A 14,837-nucleotide genomic window follows, 5' to 3' on the forward strand; every position below is an offset into this window, starting at 1 on the left:
AGATTATGGAAACGAAGAACTTGAGTGAATCGACCATTTGCTGCTTTGGCGATTCGACCACATGGGGGGATAACGGATGCGGCGCAGGCGGCAACGACATCTCTTGGACTTCGCATCTGGGCGCGTTGCTGGGAGGTGCAGTCGTCGAGAACTTTGGCATCAAGGGTTCGCGTATCGCCATCAAGGCCGACCGCAGCGATTCATTTGTCGAGCGCTTGGACGGCATCGACGATGCGGCCGATGTCTATGTTGTCTTTGGCGGCGTTAACGACTTTAGCCGCAACGTGCCGCTTGGCGAGTTGGGCAGCACCGATGTGCATGAGTTCTATGGTGCGGTCGACTATCTGATCCGAACCATCACGGCGCGCTCACCTCAGGCAAAGCTCGTGTTTATGACGCCATGCAAGACGAGTGGTAAGCACGAGAAGGATATCCCGGCAAGCGACGAGCTCAACCACCTGGGGTTGACGCAGGCCGCCTACGTGCGAGCGATGCTTGAAGTCTGCGACCGCTACTCCGTGCCGGTGATTGACCTGTATGCGCAAAGCGGCATCAGCCCGTTTTTGCCGGAGCACCGCGAGCTCTATATGCCGGACGGTCTGCATTACAGTCCTGCCGGCTATGAGCGCCTGGCGCATCGCATCGCCGCGGGTCTCACCGCCGTTTGCCGCTAAAAGTCTGCCGTTTGCGGGGAATATAGGGTTAACGTTCACCCTATATTCCCCGTTCGCGTTACACTAGGGGTAACGTTCACCTATCATTAACGTCAGAGGGGACAGCAATGGGTTGCAATCAAATCCTGGACCGTTATATCGAGCAGTTGATCGAAACCTCTACGCCGCAGGCGCCGGCTTGGAATATCGAAAAGATTCGTGCCGGTAAGGAGAACACCTGGAACTATATCGACGGCTGCATGATCAAGGCGCTCATCGAACTGTACGAGATCACGGGCGAGCAGCGCTACCTGACCTTTGCCGACGACTATATCGATTTCTTTGTCCAGGACGACGGCACCATCAAGCATTACAACCCGCAGGAGTACAACCTCGATAACGTCAATGCGGGCAAGACCCTCTACAAGCTCTATGACCTGGTGGGCAAGCCCAAGTATCGCGCCGCCATGGATACCATCTATCGTCAGCTCGAAACCCAGCCGCGTACCAAAGAGGGCGTGTTTTGGCACAAGGCCGTCTATCCCAACCAGATCTGGCTCGACGGCATGTATATGGCGCAGCCGTTCTACATGCAGTATGAGCTGAGCTTCCACAACCGTCGTGCCTGCTCGGACAGCTTCCATATGTTCCAGGTTGTGCATGACCTGATGCGCAACCCCCTCAACGGTCTGTACTATCACGCTTACGACGCGAGCCGCAAACAGTTCTGGTGCGACCCGGTCACCGGCCTTTCGGCTAACTTCTGGCTGCGCGCCGAGGGCTGGTTTGCCATGGCGCTCATCGACACCTGGGAGCTTATGCCGCCTTCGATGTCGGCCGAGAAGGACGAGATCCGCAAGATGTTCCACGATCTGATCGACGCCATGCTGCCGTATCAGGACGAGAAGACCGGCATGTGGCACCAGGTCATCAACCTGCCCAATATCGCCCCCAACTACCTGGAGGAGTCGGGCAGCGCCATCTTTGCCAACGCCATCATGAAGGGCGTGCGTCTGGGCGTGCTGGGCGAGCGTTACTACCAGTACGGCCGTCGCGCCTTCGACGGCATCTGCGAGACCTGCCTGTCCGAGTATGACGGGCAGCTGGCGCTCGACAACATCTGCCTGGTTGCGGGCCTGGGCAACACCGCGCACCGCGAGGGCACGTTTGATTACTACATGAGCGAGCCCGTGGTCAAAAATGATGCAAAGGGTGTGGCGCCGCTGGTGCTTGCCTATATCGAGACCATGCATCACGACAAGCTGGCCGGTAAGCGCGATCCGCTCGCCCCCTCGGGCGTGTGCTCCATCGAGGACCCGTTTGGCGGATACACCCCGGGCATCAACGCTCATAAGGGATGTGAATAACGTGGGGGCTATTACTCTGGGCGTACGTTTGCACGACCTTCCGCAGGGAACCGTCGAGGAACGCATTCGCATGGCGGGAGAGCTGGGCTTTTCGTGCATTCAGCTGCCGAGCAAGGTGCTCTACGCATCGATGGGAATCGATCGAGGCGGCCTGACCCGCGAGCTTGCCGACCATTTGCGTGCGGTGCTCGACGAGGCGGGCGTTTCGGTCGCCGTGCTCGGCTGCTATAAGAATCTGGCGACGCCCGATCGCCAACAGCTCATGGATAACTTTGCCGAGTACGAGGCATGCTTGAACTTTGCCCAGATGCTCGGCGGATGCCCGGTTGGCACCGAGACCGGTCGCCCCAATGCGCAGAACCGCGTCGCGGACGACCGCATGACCGACGAGGCACTCGATACGTTTGCAGACGGGCTTGCACGCGTCTGCGATCGGGCCGAGGCCGTGGGTGGGCAAATACTGATCGAGCCCGGTTGGAACGAGACGGTTAATACGCCAGATCGCTGCCGTGAGGTGCTGGAGCGCGTCTCGAGCCCGTCGCTCGGCGTGATCTATGACCCAGTGTCGCTGCTGCACCCCAGTGTCGTTGACGAAGCGCAGGAAATCACAGCGCGCATGCTCTACTTATGCGGCAGCAAGATTCGCGTGCTGCACGCCAAGGATTTTGAGGTCGTCGACAACGAGGACAAAGCCGGTTGGTGCGACGGTACGGGTTCGCGCCTGGTGTGTCACGGCGTGGGCGAGACGGGGCGCTATGACTTTGAGCCCGTGGTGGCCTGGGCGGCTGCCGCCTGCCCTGGGATTCCCTGTGTGGTCGAGAACAGCGTGCCGTCGACGGCGGCTGACTGCCTAGCGACACTCGAGCACATGTCCGCTCGCTGCGGGGCTCCGCATTGCGAGTTGTAGCATCGGCTTTTGCCGTGGCGGTCGATTAAATTTGCCTGACTGGGGCAGCGGTGAAGGATCTTTATCGTCGCCCCATTGGATTGAATCAAAAAGGGGAGTTGCGTGGCTATCCACATTGTCGAAGAGGCGAATCGTTGCCTAGGTTGTAAAAGGGCGTTCTGTCAGATTAAGGGCTGCCCGGTTCAGACGCCTATTCCGCAGGTCATCGACCTGTTCAAACAGCGTCGTCTAGAAGAGGCGGGCGAGCTATTGTTCCAGAACAATCCCATGAGCGCGGTCTGCTCCATGGTGTGCAATCATTCGGGCCAGTGCGAGGGCGCTTGCATCCAGGGCCGCAAGGGCGCGCCGGTGCATTTCTCGAGCATCGAGAACTATATCTCGACAGCGTATTTGGATCGTAAGGAGTGGACGCCCGCGCCGTCGTGTGGCAAGCAGGTCGCTGTGGTCGGCTCCGGCCCAGCCGGCATTACCGTGGCAATTAAGATGGCGCAGCTGGGTTGCGCCGTCACTGTTTTTGAGCAGCGGCCCGAGATCGGCGGTGTGCTGGAGTACGGTATCCCCGAGTTCCGCCTGCCCCGTGCGCTCGTGCAAAAGTATCGCCACGTGATGTGCTCGCTTGGCGTGCGCGTGCGCCCCTCGACCACCATCGGTGGCGCGCTGCATATCGACGACCTGCTGCGCGACGGCTACGATGCGGTCTTTGTCGGTACTGGTACCTGGCGAGCTCGAAAGCTGGGTATTCCCGGCGAGTCGCGCGGCAACGTGCTGTTTGGTATCGATTATCTGGTCGATCCCACGAGCGTGGCAATCGGGCAGAACGTGGCGGTTATCGGCGCCGGCAATGTGGCCATGGATGTTGCCCGCACGGCCCTGCGCTCGGGTGCCCGCAAGGTCACTGTGTATGCCCGATCGCGCCATATCTCTGCCATCGATGACGAGGTGGAGCTGACCGAGCTTGACGGTGCCGAGATTGTGCGCGGCAAGGCGATCTGCGCCATCGATGATAACGGTCCGGTGTTCGAGACGGCTATCTTTGACGAGGACAACAACGTGGTGGGCTATGAGGAAGAGCTCGACCATGTGTCCGCCGACACAGTTGTGATCGCGGCTTCGCAGGTGCCCAAGGACAAGCTTGTGCTTACGACGGGCGGTCTGGAGACCGATCATCGCGGCCTTCTTTCGGTCGACGAGTACGGTATGACCACCGTGCCTGGCGTCTTTGCCGCCGGCGACGTGGTTAACGGCCCGCTCACCGTGGTTCATGCCGTGGCAGGCGCCAAGCTCGCCGTCGAAGGCATGACTGCCTATTTGGGTCTCTAACACATCCCATCCATTAGTTGCGGTGAAATACGGACTGTTTTGGCTGTCAAAAGCCTCATCTACTCCGTATTCCACCGCAACTTTTTTTGTGAGGTGGGCTAGAGGCGCTGCATGCGGTACCCGACACCCATGTGCGTCTGAATCATCTTGGGGTGAGAGGGGTCTGCCTCGATCTTCTTGCGCAGGGTGCGCATGAACACGCGTAAGCTCGCCAGATCGCTGTCCCAGCTCGTGCCCCATATCTCGCGGGTGATGAAGGTGTGGGTGAGCACCTTGTCGACGTTTTTTGCCAGAAGGACGAGCAATTTGTACTCGGTTGGGGTGAGCGAGAGCTCGCTTCCGTCTTTCGTCGCGTATCCCGCGGCGTAGTCGATATGCAGCGGACCGTTGTCGAACGTGCTCGCTTCTGTCGACTCGCTCGACGTCATCGAGGAGCGCCTCAAATTCGCACGGACGCGCGCGAGCAACTCATCCACAGAAAAGGGCTTGGTGAGGTAGTCGTCTGCCCCTGCGTCAAGTGCTGCAATCTTGTCGGAATCTTCGGTGCGCGCCGAAATGACGATAATGGGGACTGCCGACCAGCTTCGGATTTTCGTGATGACCTCGATACCGTCAATGTCGGGAAGGCCGAGGTCGAGCATGATGAGGCTGGGGCCGTGCGACACCGCATCCATGATGGCGGCCTGGCCGTTGCAAACCTTGCTCACGACATAGCCGTGGAGGTCAAGCGCGGTCGAAACGAGGTTTTGAACGGTCAGGTCATCTTCGACCAGGAGGATGCGTGACTTAGCGGCATTATTCATGAATCTCGATCTCCTCGGCGGGCAGGGTAAAACGGAAGACGGCCCCATGGGGGTGGTTGTCGCGAACTTCGATGACGCCGCCATGCGCCTCCACGATGGAGCGGCAGAGCGACAGCCCAAGGCCGATGCTTCGACGCGAATCCACGGGCTGCGTATTGCTTGAGGTGAAGAAACGCTCAAAGATATGAGGCTTGTCGCAGTCTGCCACACCCGGCCCATCGTCTGCGACGTCCACGACGACGAACGCACCCTCGCGACGTGCGCTGATGGTGACAGTCGAGTCCTCGGGCGTGTATTTGAAGGCGTTCATGATGAGATTCGTAAGCACCTGCATGATGAGATGGACGTCGATGCGCACCAGCAGGATGTCGTCAGTGTGCTCGATGGTGACGGTATGTCCATGCGATGCTTGGGCGACATGGCTGAGGGCGGCCTCGATGACCTCGTCGATGAGCTCGGATGTGAAGTTGAGGCGAATGGTGCCGTCCTCGACGCGTGTGATGGCGAGGAGGTTCTCCACGGTATCGATAAGCCAGAGGGAGTCGTCGTAGATGGCATCGGCAAGATCGCAGCGTTGTTCGAGGCTGAGCTTTTCGTCGCTCTTCCGAAGGATTGCCGCAGATCCGGATATAGCCGTGAGGGGTGTTCTCAAATCGTGGCCGATGGAGCGCAAAAGGTTGGCGCGCAGCTGCTCGTTTTTCGCCAAGACCGCAGCCTCTTCGCGCTCTTGCGCCGCCCGGTCGCTTTCGAGCGCCAAGGCGCATTCACCTACGATAGATAGGACGATCGAATGCTCGAAGGCTTCGATCTCGCGCCCCTCCAGGGCGATGCCGATGACACCGAATACCTTGTCGCCGGTGCGAACCGCGAGGTAGAGACAGCGCGTCTCAGGCAGGGTCCGCGTGCTTGCGCCCGCGCGCTTGTTGTTGGTGTAGGTCCAGGTTGCAACGGCGCGCTCGTAGTCGGTGAGCAGCGACGCGGATCGGTTTTCGGTGCCAGCGGACTCATAGAGCGCCTTGCCGAGCGTGCCGTGTTCGGCGGTGTAGAAGACCACGTCGAGTTTTAGCAGTTTGATGAGTTGGTTCATGGCGACGCGGGCGCACTCCTCCGCGCTATGGGCTTGCTGCAAGAGCTGGTTCGTTTCGAGGAGTACGCGCGTTTTGAATGCGTTCTCGGCGGAGGTACGGGCGTTGTCGGCGATGCGTGCAGTTAACTCGCCGGCGACCATAGCGGTAGCGAACATGATGCCGAACGTGACCAGATAGCTTCGGTCGTAGCTGGCGAGCGAAAACAGAGGCGTGACGAAGCAGAAGTTGTAAAGCACTACAGAGAGCACGCTCGATACGATCGTGCAGATACGCCCCGTCGTGGTGACGGCGGTCAGCAGGGCCGTGAGGATATAGAGGGATATGATGCTGGAATCGGCAAATCCCAGATGGCGGAAAGCCGTGCCGATCGCCGTGGCGACAAGAGAGAGGGCCAGCGTGCGAAGCACGTTTCGGCTGCTGGGCGGCTGCAGGGCGAGTGCACGGCGGCGTCCTTTGGGCCGGGAGGGCGGAGTCGACTGGTCTGGAATGATGTAAATGTCGAGGTTCGGGGCGAATGTTATGAGCTGTTCTACGAGAGATTTGCGGCCAAAGAGGGCCTGACGGACGCTGCTGCGCTCGCCCGTGCGCCCCATGACGATCTTCGAAATACCCGACAGGCGCGCGAACTCGGAGATCTGAAACGCGATGTCGTCGCCATAGACGGTTTCCATATGTGCTCCGAGCTGCTCGGCTAGGGCGATATTGGCTGCAAGCTTGGTGCGCTCATTATCGCTCATGGCTTGCGTGTGCGGGCTCTCTACGAACAGGGCGACGAGCTCGCTGCGAAACGCTTTCGCCATGCGCGCTGCGGCACGGACGATGCGGGGATTGGTCGGCGCCGGGGAGACGCAGACTAAGATACGCTCCCTGGTGTAGTAGTCACGGTTTCCCAGCACGCGTGCGGCGTCTGTGAGGTGGCCGGTGCGATCGGCGCAGCGGCGCAGCGCGATTTCTCGGAGTGCGGTGAGGTTCTCGACGGTAAAAAATGTTGTTGCGCTCGGTCGGCTTGTGCGGGACGGTAGACGAGACCGGCGCGAAGGCGCTCAAGTAGGTCTTCGGGCTCTATGTCGACGAGCTCGACCTGGTCGGCATCATCGAAGATACGGTCGGGGATTCGTTCGCTCACGACAACGCCGGTGATGGATGCAACCATGTCGTTTAGGCTCTCGATATGCTGAACGTTCACGGTCGTATAGACGTCGATGCCCGCATGTAGAAGTTCCTCGACGTCTCGATAGCGTTTGTCGTGGCGAGACCCCGGCGCATTCGTATGGGCGAGCTCGTCGACAAGGATGAGCTGAGGGGCGCGTTCGATAGCCGCATCTAGGTCGAACTCGCTGAGCGCAATGCCATTGTGCTCGATGAGTTTACAGGGCACGTTCTCAAGCCCTTGTGCAAGATGGGCGGTTGCCGGACGTTCGTGCGGCTCGATGTATCCCGCGACGACGTCGACACCTCGCCGCTTGGCGGCGTGGGCGGCTTGAAGCATCGCATAGGTTTTGCCTACGCCGGCAGCGTAGCCAAAGAAAATCTTGAGGTGTCCCCGGCTGGTTCGAGCGTCATCGGCGACCTCGTCTTTCTCAATTGCCTTGAGGATGAGGTCTGGATTGACGCGAGTGTCCGATGCGTCGCGCTGCATAGCGTAGCCTTTCTGAAGCGTTGTCCATGCGTGCATACGCGGTGAGGACGCCACTGTATGCTCGCGTGGTCGAGTATAGGCGCACTGCAGCCGCAATAGTGCTTTCTACCTGCATCTTTACGGCATCTTAAGGACGTGAGCCCCGGCCCTCACGCCTCTTTAATCCCTAGAAGCGTTTACTGTCCCCAGACGCTTGCGAGAGCAGGCGTCCGAGACATCGGACCGCGCGTGAAAGGGGCGGTAAATGGACATCCTCAGTCCCATCATCGGAGTCGTCTGCATTGGACTCTTTATCTATTACATCTACATTCTGATGAGGAGTGATTCGTAAACTATGGATGCTGCGATTCAGTACATCTTGTACTTTGCCGTGCTCGTCGTCTTGGCCGTTCCGCTCGGTCGGTTCATGGCCCATATCATGGATGGTGAGCATACGTTCCTGTCGCCTGTGATTGCTCCTGTGGAGCGTGGCGTCTATCGTCTGCTTCGCATCGACGCGGCAGAGCAGATGGGGTGTAGGCGCTATCTGGCGAGCGTGCTGGTCTTTTCGGGGATCGGCCTCGTGGCTCTTGTGACACTCCAGGTGCTTCAGTCTTTCTTGCCAGGCAATCCCCAGCACCTGCCGGGTGTGTCATGGGACCTGTCGTTTAATACGGCTGCTTCCTTCATAACCAACACCAACTGGCAATCCTATTCCGGTGAGACCACCCTGTCCTACTTTGTGCAGTTCATGGGCCTCACCGTGCAAAACTTCTTGTCCGCCGGCACCGGTATTGCGGTCATGTTCGCGCTCATCCGCGGTTTCCGTCAGGTCAAGGAGCAGGGTCTGGGTTCCTTCTGGGTCGACCTCACCCGCACCGTCCTGTATGTGCTCCTCCCGCTGAACCTCGTGTTCGGCATCTGCCTGGCTGCCGGTGGCGTTATCTCCAATTTTCAGCCGGCTCAGAAGGCTGAGCTCGTAGAGCCCGTTGCTGTCCAGCCTAATGCAGACGGCGGTTGGAGCGTTATCGACGGCGCCCAGATCGAGGGCGACACGGTCAAGGTCGACGGCAAGGTCGTCGAGGGCGCCCGCGTGGTCACCGAGCAGTTTTTGCCCCAGGGTCCTGCGGCCAGCCAGGTTGCCATCAAACAATCCGGCACCAACGGCGGCGGCTTCTTTGGCGCGAACTCTGCGCATCCGTATGAGAACCCCAATGCCTTCACCAACATCATCGAGATGACCAGCTTGCTGCTGATTCCGGTCGCCTGCTGCTTCACCTTCGGCATCGGTGTCAAGAATGCCAGGCAGGGCAAGGCCATCTTCGCGGCGATGTTTATCCTGCTCGTGGTCTTTACCGGCATCATCGCCGTTAACGAGCATATGGGTACGCCGCAGCTGGCAGATGGCGGCGCGGTCAACATCGAGATGACCGATGGCCAGGCGGGCGGCAACATGGAGGGCAAGGAGAGCCGCTTTGGCATCGCCTCCTCTTCTACCTGGTCCGCTTTCACGACGGCTGCTTCCAACGGCTCGGTCAACTCCATGCACGACTCCTACACCCCGCTCGGCGGGTTTGTCCAGATGCTCCAGATAGCGCTGGGCGAGGTGGTGTTCGGCGGCGTGGGCTGCGGCCTGTACGGCATGATCGGCTTCGCCATCCTCACGGTATTTATCGCCGGCCTTATGGTCGGCCGCACGCCCGAGTTCCTGGGCAAGAAGATCGAGCCGACCGAGATGCGCTGGGCGGTGGTTCTGTGTCTCGCCACCCCGTTCGCCATTCTGGTGAGCTCCACTATCGCCTGCATGGTGCCCGGTCTTGTCGACCAACTCAACAACGGCGGGGCGCATGGCTTCTCCGAGGTCCTGTACACCCTTACTTCGGCTGGCGGCAACAACGGCTCCTCATTCGCCGGCATGAACTGCAACATCCCGTGGATCAACGTGCTGCTGGGTATCGAGATGCTGTTCGCGCGGTTCCTGCCGATTGCGGGCACGCTCGCCATCGCGGGCTCGCTGGCCGGGAAGGGCAAGGTCGCCGAGGGCGCCGGCACGCTTTCCACCACCAATGCCATGTTCGTGTTCCTGCTGGTATTCGTCGTTCTGCTGATTGGCGCCCTGAGCTTCTTCCCGGCGTTGGCGCTTGGTCCCGTTGCCGAATTCTTCCAGATGGTTGCGTAAAGGAGTCGCAGATTTATGGCTATGCAAAAAGACATGATGAGCCGCGCGGTGCGCGATTCATTTGCCAAGCTTGACCCCCGTGTCCAGGTCCAAAACCCGGTCATGTTCCTGGTGTGGCTGTCGGCCGCCATGACCTCCATTCTGGCTATCGCCTCAATTATTGGGGCACAGGACGCCGACGTCCCCACGTACTATGTGATCGCCATTGCCGTCATTCTCTGGCTGACCGACCTCTTTTCAAATTTTGCCGAGGCGCTTGCCGAGGGCCGCGGTAAGGCTCAGGCCGATTCCCTGCGCGCGGCGAAAAAGGACGTCGAGGCCCATCGCATCGAGTCCGTCGAGGATAAGGATCGCTTCACGGTCGTTCCCGGTACCGAGCTCTCACGCGGGGATCTGGTGGTCGTGCGCGCCGGCGAGCAGATTCCGGGAGACGGCGATGTCATCGAGGGTGCCGCCTCGGTTGATGAGTCGGCCATCACCGGCGAGTCTGCACCCGTGGTTCGCGAGGCTGGCGGCGACCGTTCTGCCGTCACTGGCGGCACCACCGTGCTTTCCGATTGGATTGTGGTGAAAATTACCAGCGAGCCTGGCCAGAGCTTCCTGGATAAGATGATCGCCATGGTCGAGGGCGCCGCCCGCAAGAAGACCCCCAACGAGGTCGCGCTCGAGATCTTTCTGGTTGCTCTGTCCGTCATCTTCATCCTCGTGACGCTCGCACTGTACTGCTACTCGAGTTTCTCTGCAGGGCTCAACGGTATGGCGAACCCCACGGCCGTGACCACGCTCGTTGCCTTGCTCGTCTGTCTGGCGCCCACCACCATTGGTGCGCTGCTGTCCGCCATTGGCATCGCCGGCATGAGCCGACTGAACGAGGCCAACGTGCTGGCCATGTCCGGCCGTGCCATCGAGGCCGCCGGCGACGTCGACATCCTCATGCTCGATAAGACCGGTACCATCACCTTGGGCAACCGCCAGGCCGCTGAGTTCATTCCGGTCGACGGTGTCGATCCGGCAGAACTCGCCGATGCCGCGCAGCTGTCCTCTCTGGCGGATGAGACCCCTGAGGGCCGCTCCATCGTCGTGCTCGCCAAGGAGCAGTTTGGGCTGCGCGGCCGCACACTCGAGGATAAGGGCATGGAGTTCATCCCCTTCACCGCGGCGACCCGCATGTCCGGTGTGAACTACGCCGACAGCGAGATTCGCAAGGGTGCGGCTGATTCCGTTCGCGCTTATGTGGAGGCTGCCGGAGGAGTGTTCTCGAAGGAGTGCGACGAGGCCGTCGAACGCATTGCGAAGGTGGGCGGCACCCCGTTGGTCGTGGCAAAGGACCGACGTGTGCTGGGTGTCGTCTACCTTAAGGACATCATCAAGTCCGGCGTGAAGGAAAAGTTCGCCGATCTGCGCCGCATGGGTATCAAGACCATAATGGTGACGGGTGATAATCCGCTGACGGCCGCCGCCATCGCCGCCGAGGCCGGTGTGGATGACTTCCTGGCCGAAGCGACGCCCGAGGGCAAGCTCGATAAGATCCGCGCGTTCCAGCATGAGGGCCATCTGGTCGCGATGACCGGCGACGGCACCAACGACGCGCCGGCACTGGCGCAGGCGGATGTCGCCGTGGCCATGAACACGGGAACCCAGGCTGCCAAGGAGGCCGGCAACATGGTCGACCTCGACTCCAGCCCCACCAAGCTCATCGATATCGTGCGTATCGGCAAGCAACTGCTCATGACCCGCGGCTCGCTCACGACCTTCTCGGTCGCCAACGACGTCGCCAAGTATTTCGCCATCATCCCGGCGCTATTCTCGCCGATCTACCCCGGGTTGGACGCCCTCAACATCCTGGGGCTCACCAGCCCGTTGACTGCCGTGCTGTCCGCCATTATCTACAACGCGCTGGTCATCGTCGCGCTGATTCCTGCCGCCCTGAAAGGCGTGAAGTACCGCGAGCTTTCGTCCGGCCAGCTGCTGACCCACAACCTGCTGGTGTGGGGTCTGGGCGGTATCGTGGCGCCGTTCGTATTCATCAAGATTATCGACATGCTGCTGGCCTTGTTCGGCATTGGCATGATGTAGACGGAGGTATGTATGTTCAAAGGTATCGCATCGCGCGCACTTGGCGTGTTCACGCTGTTTACCATCGTCTGCGGCCTGGGATACACGCTCGTGGTGACCGGCGTCGCGCAGCTTGCGTTTCCGTACCAGGCGAACGGATCGCTTATTACGGTCGACGGCAAGGTTGTGGGTTCCGAGCTCATCGGCCAGAACTTCGATGACGAAGCCCACATGTGGGGTCGTATCCAGAACGTGTCAATTGTCGAAGGCGAAGACGGCGAGCTCATGGCGTATGGTGCCCCGTCCAACCTGTCCCCGGCGAGTGAGGAGTATCGGCAGCTTGTGGACGCGCGCGTGAAGAAGATCCGCGCCGCCAACCCCGATGCCGATATGGACGCTGTGCCCGTCGACCTGGTGACGTGTTCGGGGTCCGGCCTCGACCCGGAGATCTCTCCGGATGCCGCCGAGTACCAGGTCCCGCGCCTTGCCAAAGCCACGGGCAAAAGTGAGGACGAGGTGCGCGACATCATCGCCGCGTGCACCAAGGGTCGTTTCCTCGGCGTGTTCGGCGAGCCCACGGTCAACGTGCTCAAGGTGAACCTTATGCTGGACGGCGCGCTGTAGGTGAGGGAGCGGCGGATGAGGGCATGACTGACTATCTGAGCTCTCAATTCCACCCCGCCCATCACTTGCGGTGAAATACGGACTGTCTTGGCTGTCAAAAGTCTCGGCTGCCCCGTATTTCACCGCAACTTTTTTGTGAGGGTCGGGATTGAAGGTGGGGAGTGCGAGCGGGTACGGACGCGGCGGTTGCTGATACGATATGTACGTTAGCAACTGCCGCCGAGCGGCTCAAACGAAAGGAACCCTGTATGGAGTCTTCCGCCTATCCGATGCTCTTTAGCCCGATCAAGGTCGGTACGACCGAGGTCAAGAACCGCGTCTTTATGCCGCCGGTATCTACCAACCTGGCCGATCAGGGCTATGTGACCGATGACTTGGTCGATCATTACCGTGCCCGCGCCAAGGGCGGCGTGGGCCTCATCATTACCGAGGTCGTGACGGTCGAGCCCACCTATACCTATCTGCCGGGCGACATGTGCTGCTACGACGACACGTTTATCCCCGGCTGGGAAAAGCTCGCCGCGGCCGTCCACGAGTACGGCTGCAAGATCATGCCGCAGCTCTTCCACCCCGCCTACATGGCCTTTAACATTCCGGGCACGCCGCGCCTGATCGCTCCGTCTTTTGTGGGCCCGTCCTATGCCCGCGAGGCACCGCGCCCCATCACGGTCGACGAGATTCACGAGCTCACGCATCAGTTTGGCGACGCTGCCGTGCGTATGCAGAAGGCCGGTGTCGATGGCGTTGAGGTCCACGCAGCGCACGCCCACGGTATGCTCGGCGGTTTTTTGACCCCGCTCTACAACAAGCGTACCGATGAGTACGGCGGCTCGCTCGACGCCCGCATGCGCTTCTTACTCGAGGTCATCGCTGAGATTCGCGAGCGCTGCGGCAAGGACTTTATCATCGACGTCCGTATCTCGGGCGACGAGTACACCGATGGCGGCCTGACCCTCAACGACATGATCTACGTCTCGCGTCGCCTGGAGAAGGCCGGCGTCGACATGATTCATGTGTCGGGCGGCACCACCATCAAGCGCGGCTCCGCGATTCCCGCCGCCGGTACCCAGCAGGCTTCGCATGCCGCCTGCTCGCGCGAGATCAAGAAGCACGTCAACATTCCCGTCGCCACCGTCGGACGTATCAACGAGGCCTGGATCGCCGAGGAGCTGATCGAGGACGGCGCTGCCGACATCTGCATGATGGGCCGCGCCAATCTGTGCGATGCCGAGTTCTGCAATAAGGCCGCTGCCGGCAACGCCGACGACATCCGCCCCTGCATCGGCTGCCTGCGCTGCCTGAACGGCATTATGTTTGGCAAGCGCATCTCCTGCACTGTCAATCCCGATGTTGAGCGCGACGAGGCCGGCTACGAGCCTGCCGTCGAGGCTAAGAACGTGCTGGTTGTGGGCGCTGGTCCTGCGGGCATGGAGGCAGCCTACATTGCCGCCAAGCGCGGCCACAACGTGGTGCTCGTGGATAAGCAGGACGAGCCGGGCGGCGAGATGCGCATCGCAGCCGTTCCGCCGGCAAAGCAGGAACTCACCCGCGTGATCAAGTATCAGTATCGTCGCCTGGCCGAGGCCGGCGTGAAGTGCGCATTTGGCACCGAGCTTACTGCCGAGGACATTCAACGCGACTACGCGGGCTACGAGGTTGTCCTGGCTTATGGCGCCGAGCCCATCGCTCCGGCCTTCATGCAGGGCTTTAAGCAGGTTATGACGGCTGACGACCTGCTGGGTGGCAAGGCTTTCCCGGGCAAGAAGATCGTCATCGTGGGAGGCGGCACCGTCGGTTGCGAGACGGCAGATTACCTGGCCCCGCTGGTCAACGACCTGTCGCCGGCCAATCGCGATGTCACCGTCATCGAGATGACCAAGACGCTCGCCGCCAACGAGGGCGGCGCCGGTCGCGCGGTGCTCATCACGCGCATGCTCTCCAAGGGCGTTCGCGTGCTGACCGAGGCTAAGGTGACCGAGATTACCGAGGATGCCATCAGCTACGAGAAGGACGGCGAGGTCCACACCATCGCCGATGCCGATACGCTGGTACTTGCCATGGGCTATCGTCCCAATACCAAGTTGGCCGACGACCTTGCTGCAGCCGGCGTTACCACCCACGTGTTGGGCGATGCCAACAAGTGCGGCAACATCCGCGACGCCATCGGCGACGGCTACAAGATTGCCTGCGAGCTCTAGTTAATCCCTTGGTGCATGGGGCCTG

The 14,837-nt window shown here is 60.6% G+C and carries 11 protein-coding genes; 8 read left to right on the plus strand and 3 right to left on the minus strand.

Annotated features, from left to right (window positions below):
- The first annotated feature begins 5 nt into the window (after nt 1-5).
- The 4 genes from I2G40_RS00720 to I2G40_RS00735 all read left to right on the plus strand — a co-directional run bounded on the left by I2G40_RS00720 (nt 6) and on the right by I2G40_RS00735 (nt 4,247).
- Complete coding sequence (locus I2G40_RS00720) at nt 6-674, plus strand: SGNH/GDSL hydrolase family protein (RefSeq protein ID WP_229090562.1); 669 nt, start codon at nt 6-8, stop codon at nt 672-674.
- Between the two features lie 107 nt (nt 675-781).
- Nucleotides 782-2,020: a glycoside hydrolase family 88/105 protein gene (locus tag I2G40_RS00725; RefSeq protein ID WP_195543847.1), complete on the plus strand. Its 1,239-nt coding sequence runs from the start codon at nt 782-784 to the stop codon at nt 2,018-2,020.
- A 1-nt stretch (nt 2,021) separates the two neighbouring features.
- On the plus strand, nt 2,022-2,927 hold the full coding sequence (locus I2G40_RS00730) for a sugar phosphate isomerase/epimerase family protein (protein WP_195543848.1): 906 nt from the start codon (nt 2,022-2,024) through the stop codon (nt 2,925-2,927).
- 102 nt (nt 2,928-3,029) lie between these two features.
- Nucleotides 3,030-4,247 carry an FAD-dependent oxidoreductase gene (locus tag I2G40_RS00735; protein ID WP_195543849.1) on the plus strand — a complete coding sequence of 406 codons (1,218 nt, stop codon included), beginning with the start codon at nt 3,030-3,032 and terminating at the stop codon, nt 4,245-4,247.
- A 98-nt stretch (nt 4,248-4,345) separates the two neighbouring features.
- On the opposite strand, the gene I2G40_RS00740 is transcribed toward I2G40_RS00735, so the two are convergent.
- Genes I2G40_RS00740 through I2G40_RS09530 form a run of 3 tightly spaced genes read right to left on the minus strand, consistent with a single transcriptional unit; the run spans nt 4,346 to nt 7,777 of the window.
- Complete coding sequence (locus I2G40_RS00740; protein ID WP_195543850.1) at nt 4,346-5,050, minus strand: response regulator; 705 nt, start codon at nt 5,048-5,050, stop codon at nt 4,346-4,348.
- Nucleotides 5,043-7,034: an ATP-binding protein gene (locus I2G40_RS00745; protein ID WP_324252544.1), complete on the minus strand. Its 1,992-nt coding sequence runs from the start codon at nt 7,032-7,034 to the stop codon at nt 5,043-5,045. Before I2G40_RS00745 ends, I2G40_RS00740 begins: the two co-directional genes overlap by 8 nt.
- Entirely contained in the window at nt 6,992-7,777 is a 786-nt protein-coding gene (locus tag I2G40_RS09530; protein ID WP_229090563.1) for a histidine kinase, read from the minus strand. Before I2G40_RS09530 ends, I2G40_RS00745 begins: the two co-directional genes overlap by 43 nt.
- A gap of 334 nt (nt 7,778-8,111) precedes the next feature.
- Here I2G40_RS09530 and kdpA point away from each other — a divergent pair, with 334 nt between their 5' ends.
- The 4 genes from kdpA (at nt 8,112) to I2G40_RS00765 (ending at nt 14,812) form a co-directional block, all read left to right on the plus strand.
- Nucleotides 8,112-9,935 carry a potassium-transporting ATPase subunit KdpA gene (kdpA, locus tag I2G40_RS00750; RefSeq protein WP_195543851.1) on the plus strand — a complete coding sequence of 608 codons (1,824 nt, stop codon included), beginning with the start codon at nt 8,112-8,114 and terminating at the stop codon, nt 9,933-9,935.
- A gap of 15 nt (nt 9,936-9,950) precedes the next feature.
- A complete protein-coding gene (gene kdpB / locus I2G40_RS00755) occupies nt 9,951-12,011 on the plus strand; it encodes a potassium-transporting ATPase subunit KdpB (protein ID WP_195543852.1) in 2,061 nt (686 codons plus the stop codon).
- Between the two features lie 12 nt (nt 12,012-12,023).
- Nucleotides 12,024-12,614: a potassium-transporting ATPase subunit KdpC gene (gene kdpC / locus I2G40_RS00760; RefSeq protein ID WP_195543853.1), complete on the plus strand. Its 591-nt coding sequence runs from the start codon at nt 12,024-12,026 to the stop codon at nt 12,612-12,614.
- A 248-nt stretch (nt 12,615-12,862) separates the two neighbouring features.
- Entirely contained in the window at nt 12,863-14,812 is a 1,950-nt protein-coding gene (locus I2G40_RS00765) for an NAD(P)/FAD-dependent oxidoreductase (protein WP_195543854.1), read from the plus strand.
- Nucleotides 14,813-14,837 lie beyond the last annotated feature (25 nt).

The sequence above is a fragment of the Collinsella aerofaciens genome (genome assembly GCF_015558785.1).
Classification (GTDB): Bacteria; Actinomycetota; Coriobacteriia; order Coriobacteriales; family Coriobacteriaceae; genus Collinsella; species Collinsella aerofaciens_P.

Excerpts from the sequence above, each read along its gene's own strand:
- kdpA (WP_195543851.1), top strand. The coding sequence starts at position 8,112 with ATGGATGCTGCGATTCAGTACATCTTGTACTTTGCCGTGCTCGTCGTC.
- I2G40_RS00725 (WP_195543847.1), top strand. The coding sequence starts at position 782 with ATGGGTTGCAATCAAATCCTGGACCGTTATATCGAGCAGTTGATCGAA.
- I2G40_RS00740 (WP_195543850.1), bottom strand. The coding sequence starts at position 5,050 with ATGAATAATGCCGCTAAGTCACGCATCCTCCTGGTCGAAGATGACCTG.
- I2G40_RS00720 (WP_229090562.1), top strand. The coding sequence starts at position 6 with ATGGAAACGAAGAACTTGAGTGAATCGACCATTTGCTGCTTTGGCGAT.
- kdpC (WP_195543853.1), top strand. The coding sequence starts at position 12,024 with ATGTTCAAAGGTATCGCATCGCGCGCACTTGGCGTGTTCACGCTGTTT.
- kdpB (WP_195543852.1), top strand. The coding sequence starts at position 9,951 with ATGGCTATGCAAAAAGACATGATGAGCCGCGCGGTGCGCGATTCATTT.
- I2G40_RS09530 (WP_229090563.1), bottom strand. The coding sequence starts at position 7,777 with ATGCAGCGCGACGCATCGGACACTCGCGTCAATCCAGACCTCATCCTC.
- I2G40_RS00765 (WP_195543854.1), top strand. The coding sequence starts at position 12,863 with ATGGAGTCTTCCGCCTATCCGATGCTCTTTAGCCCGATCAAGGTCGGT.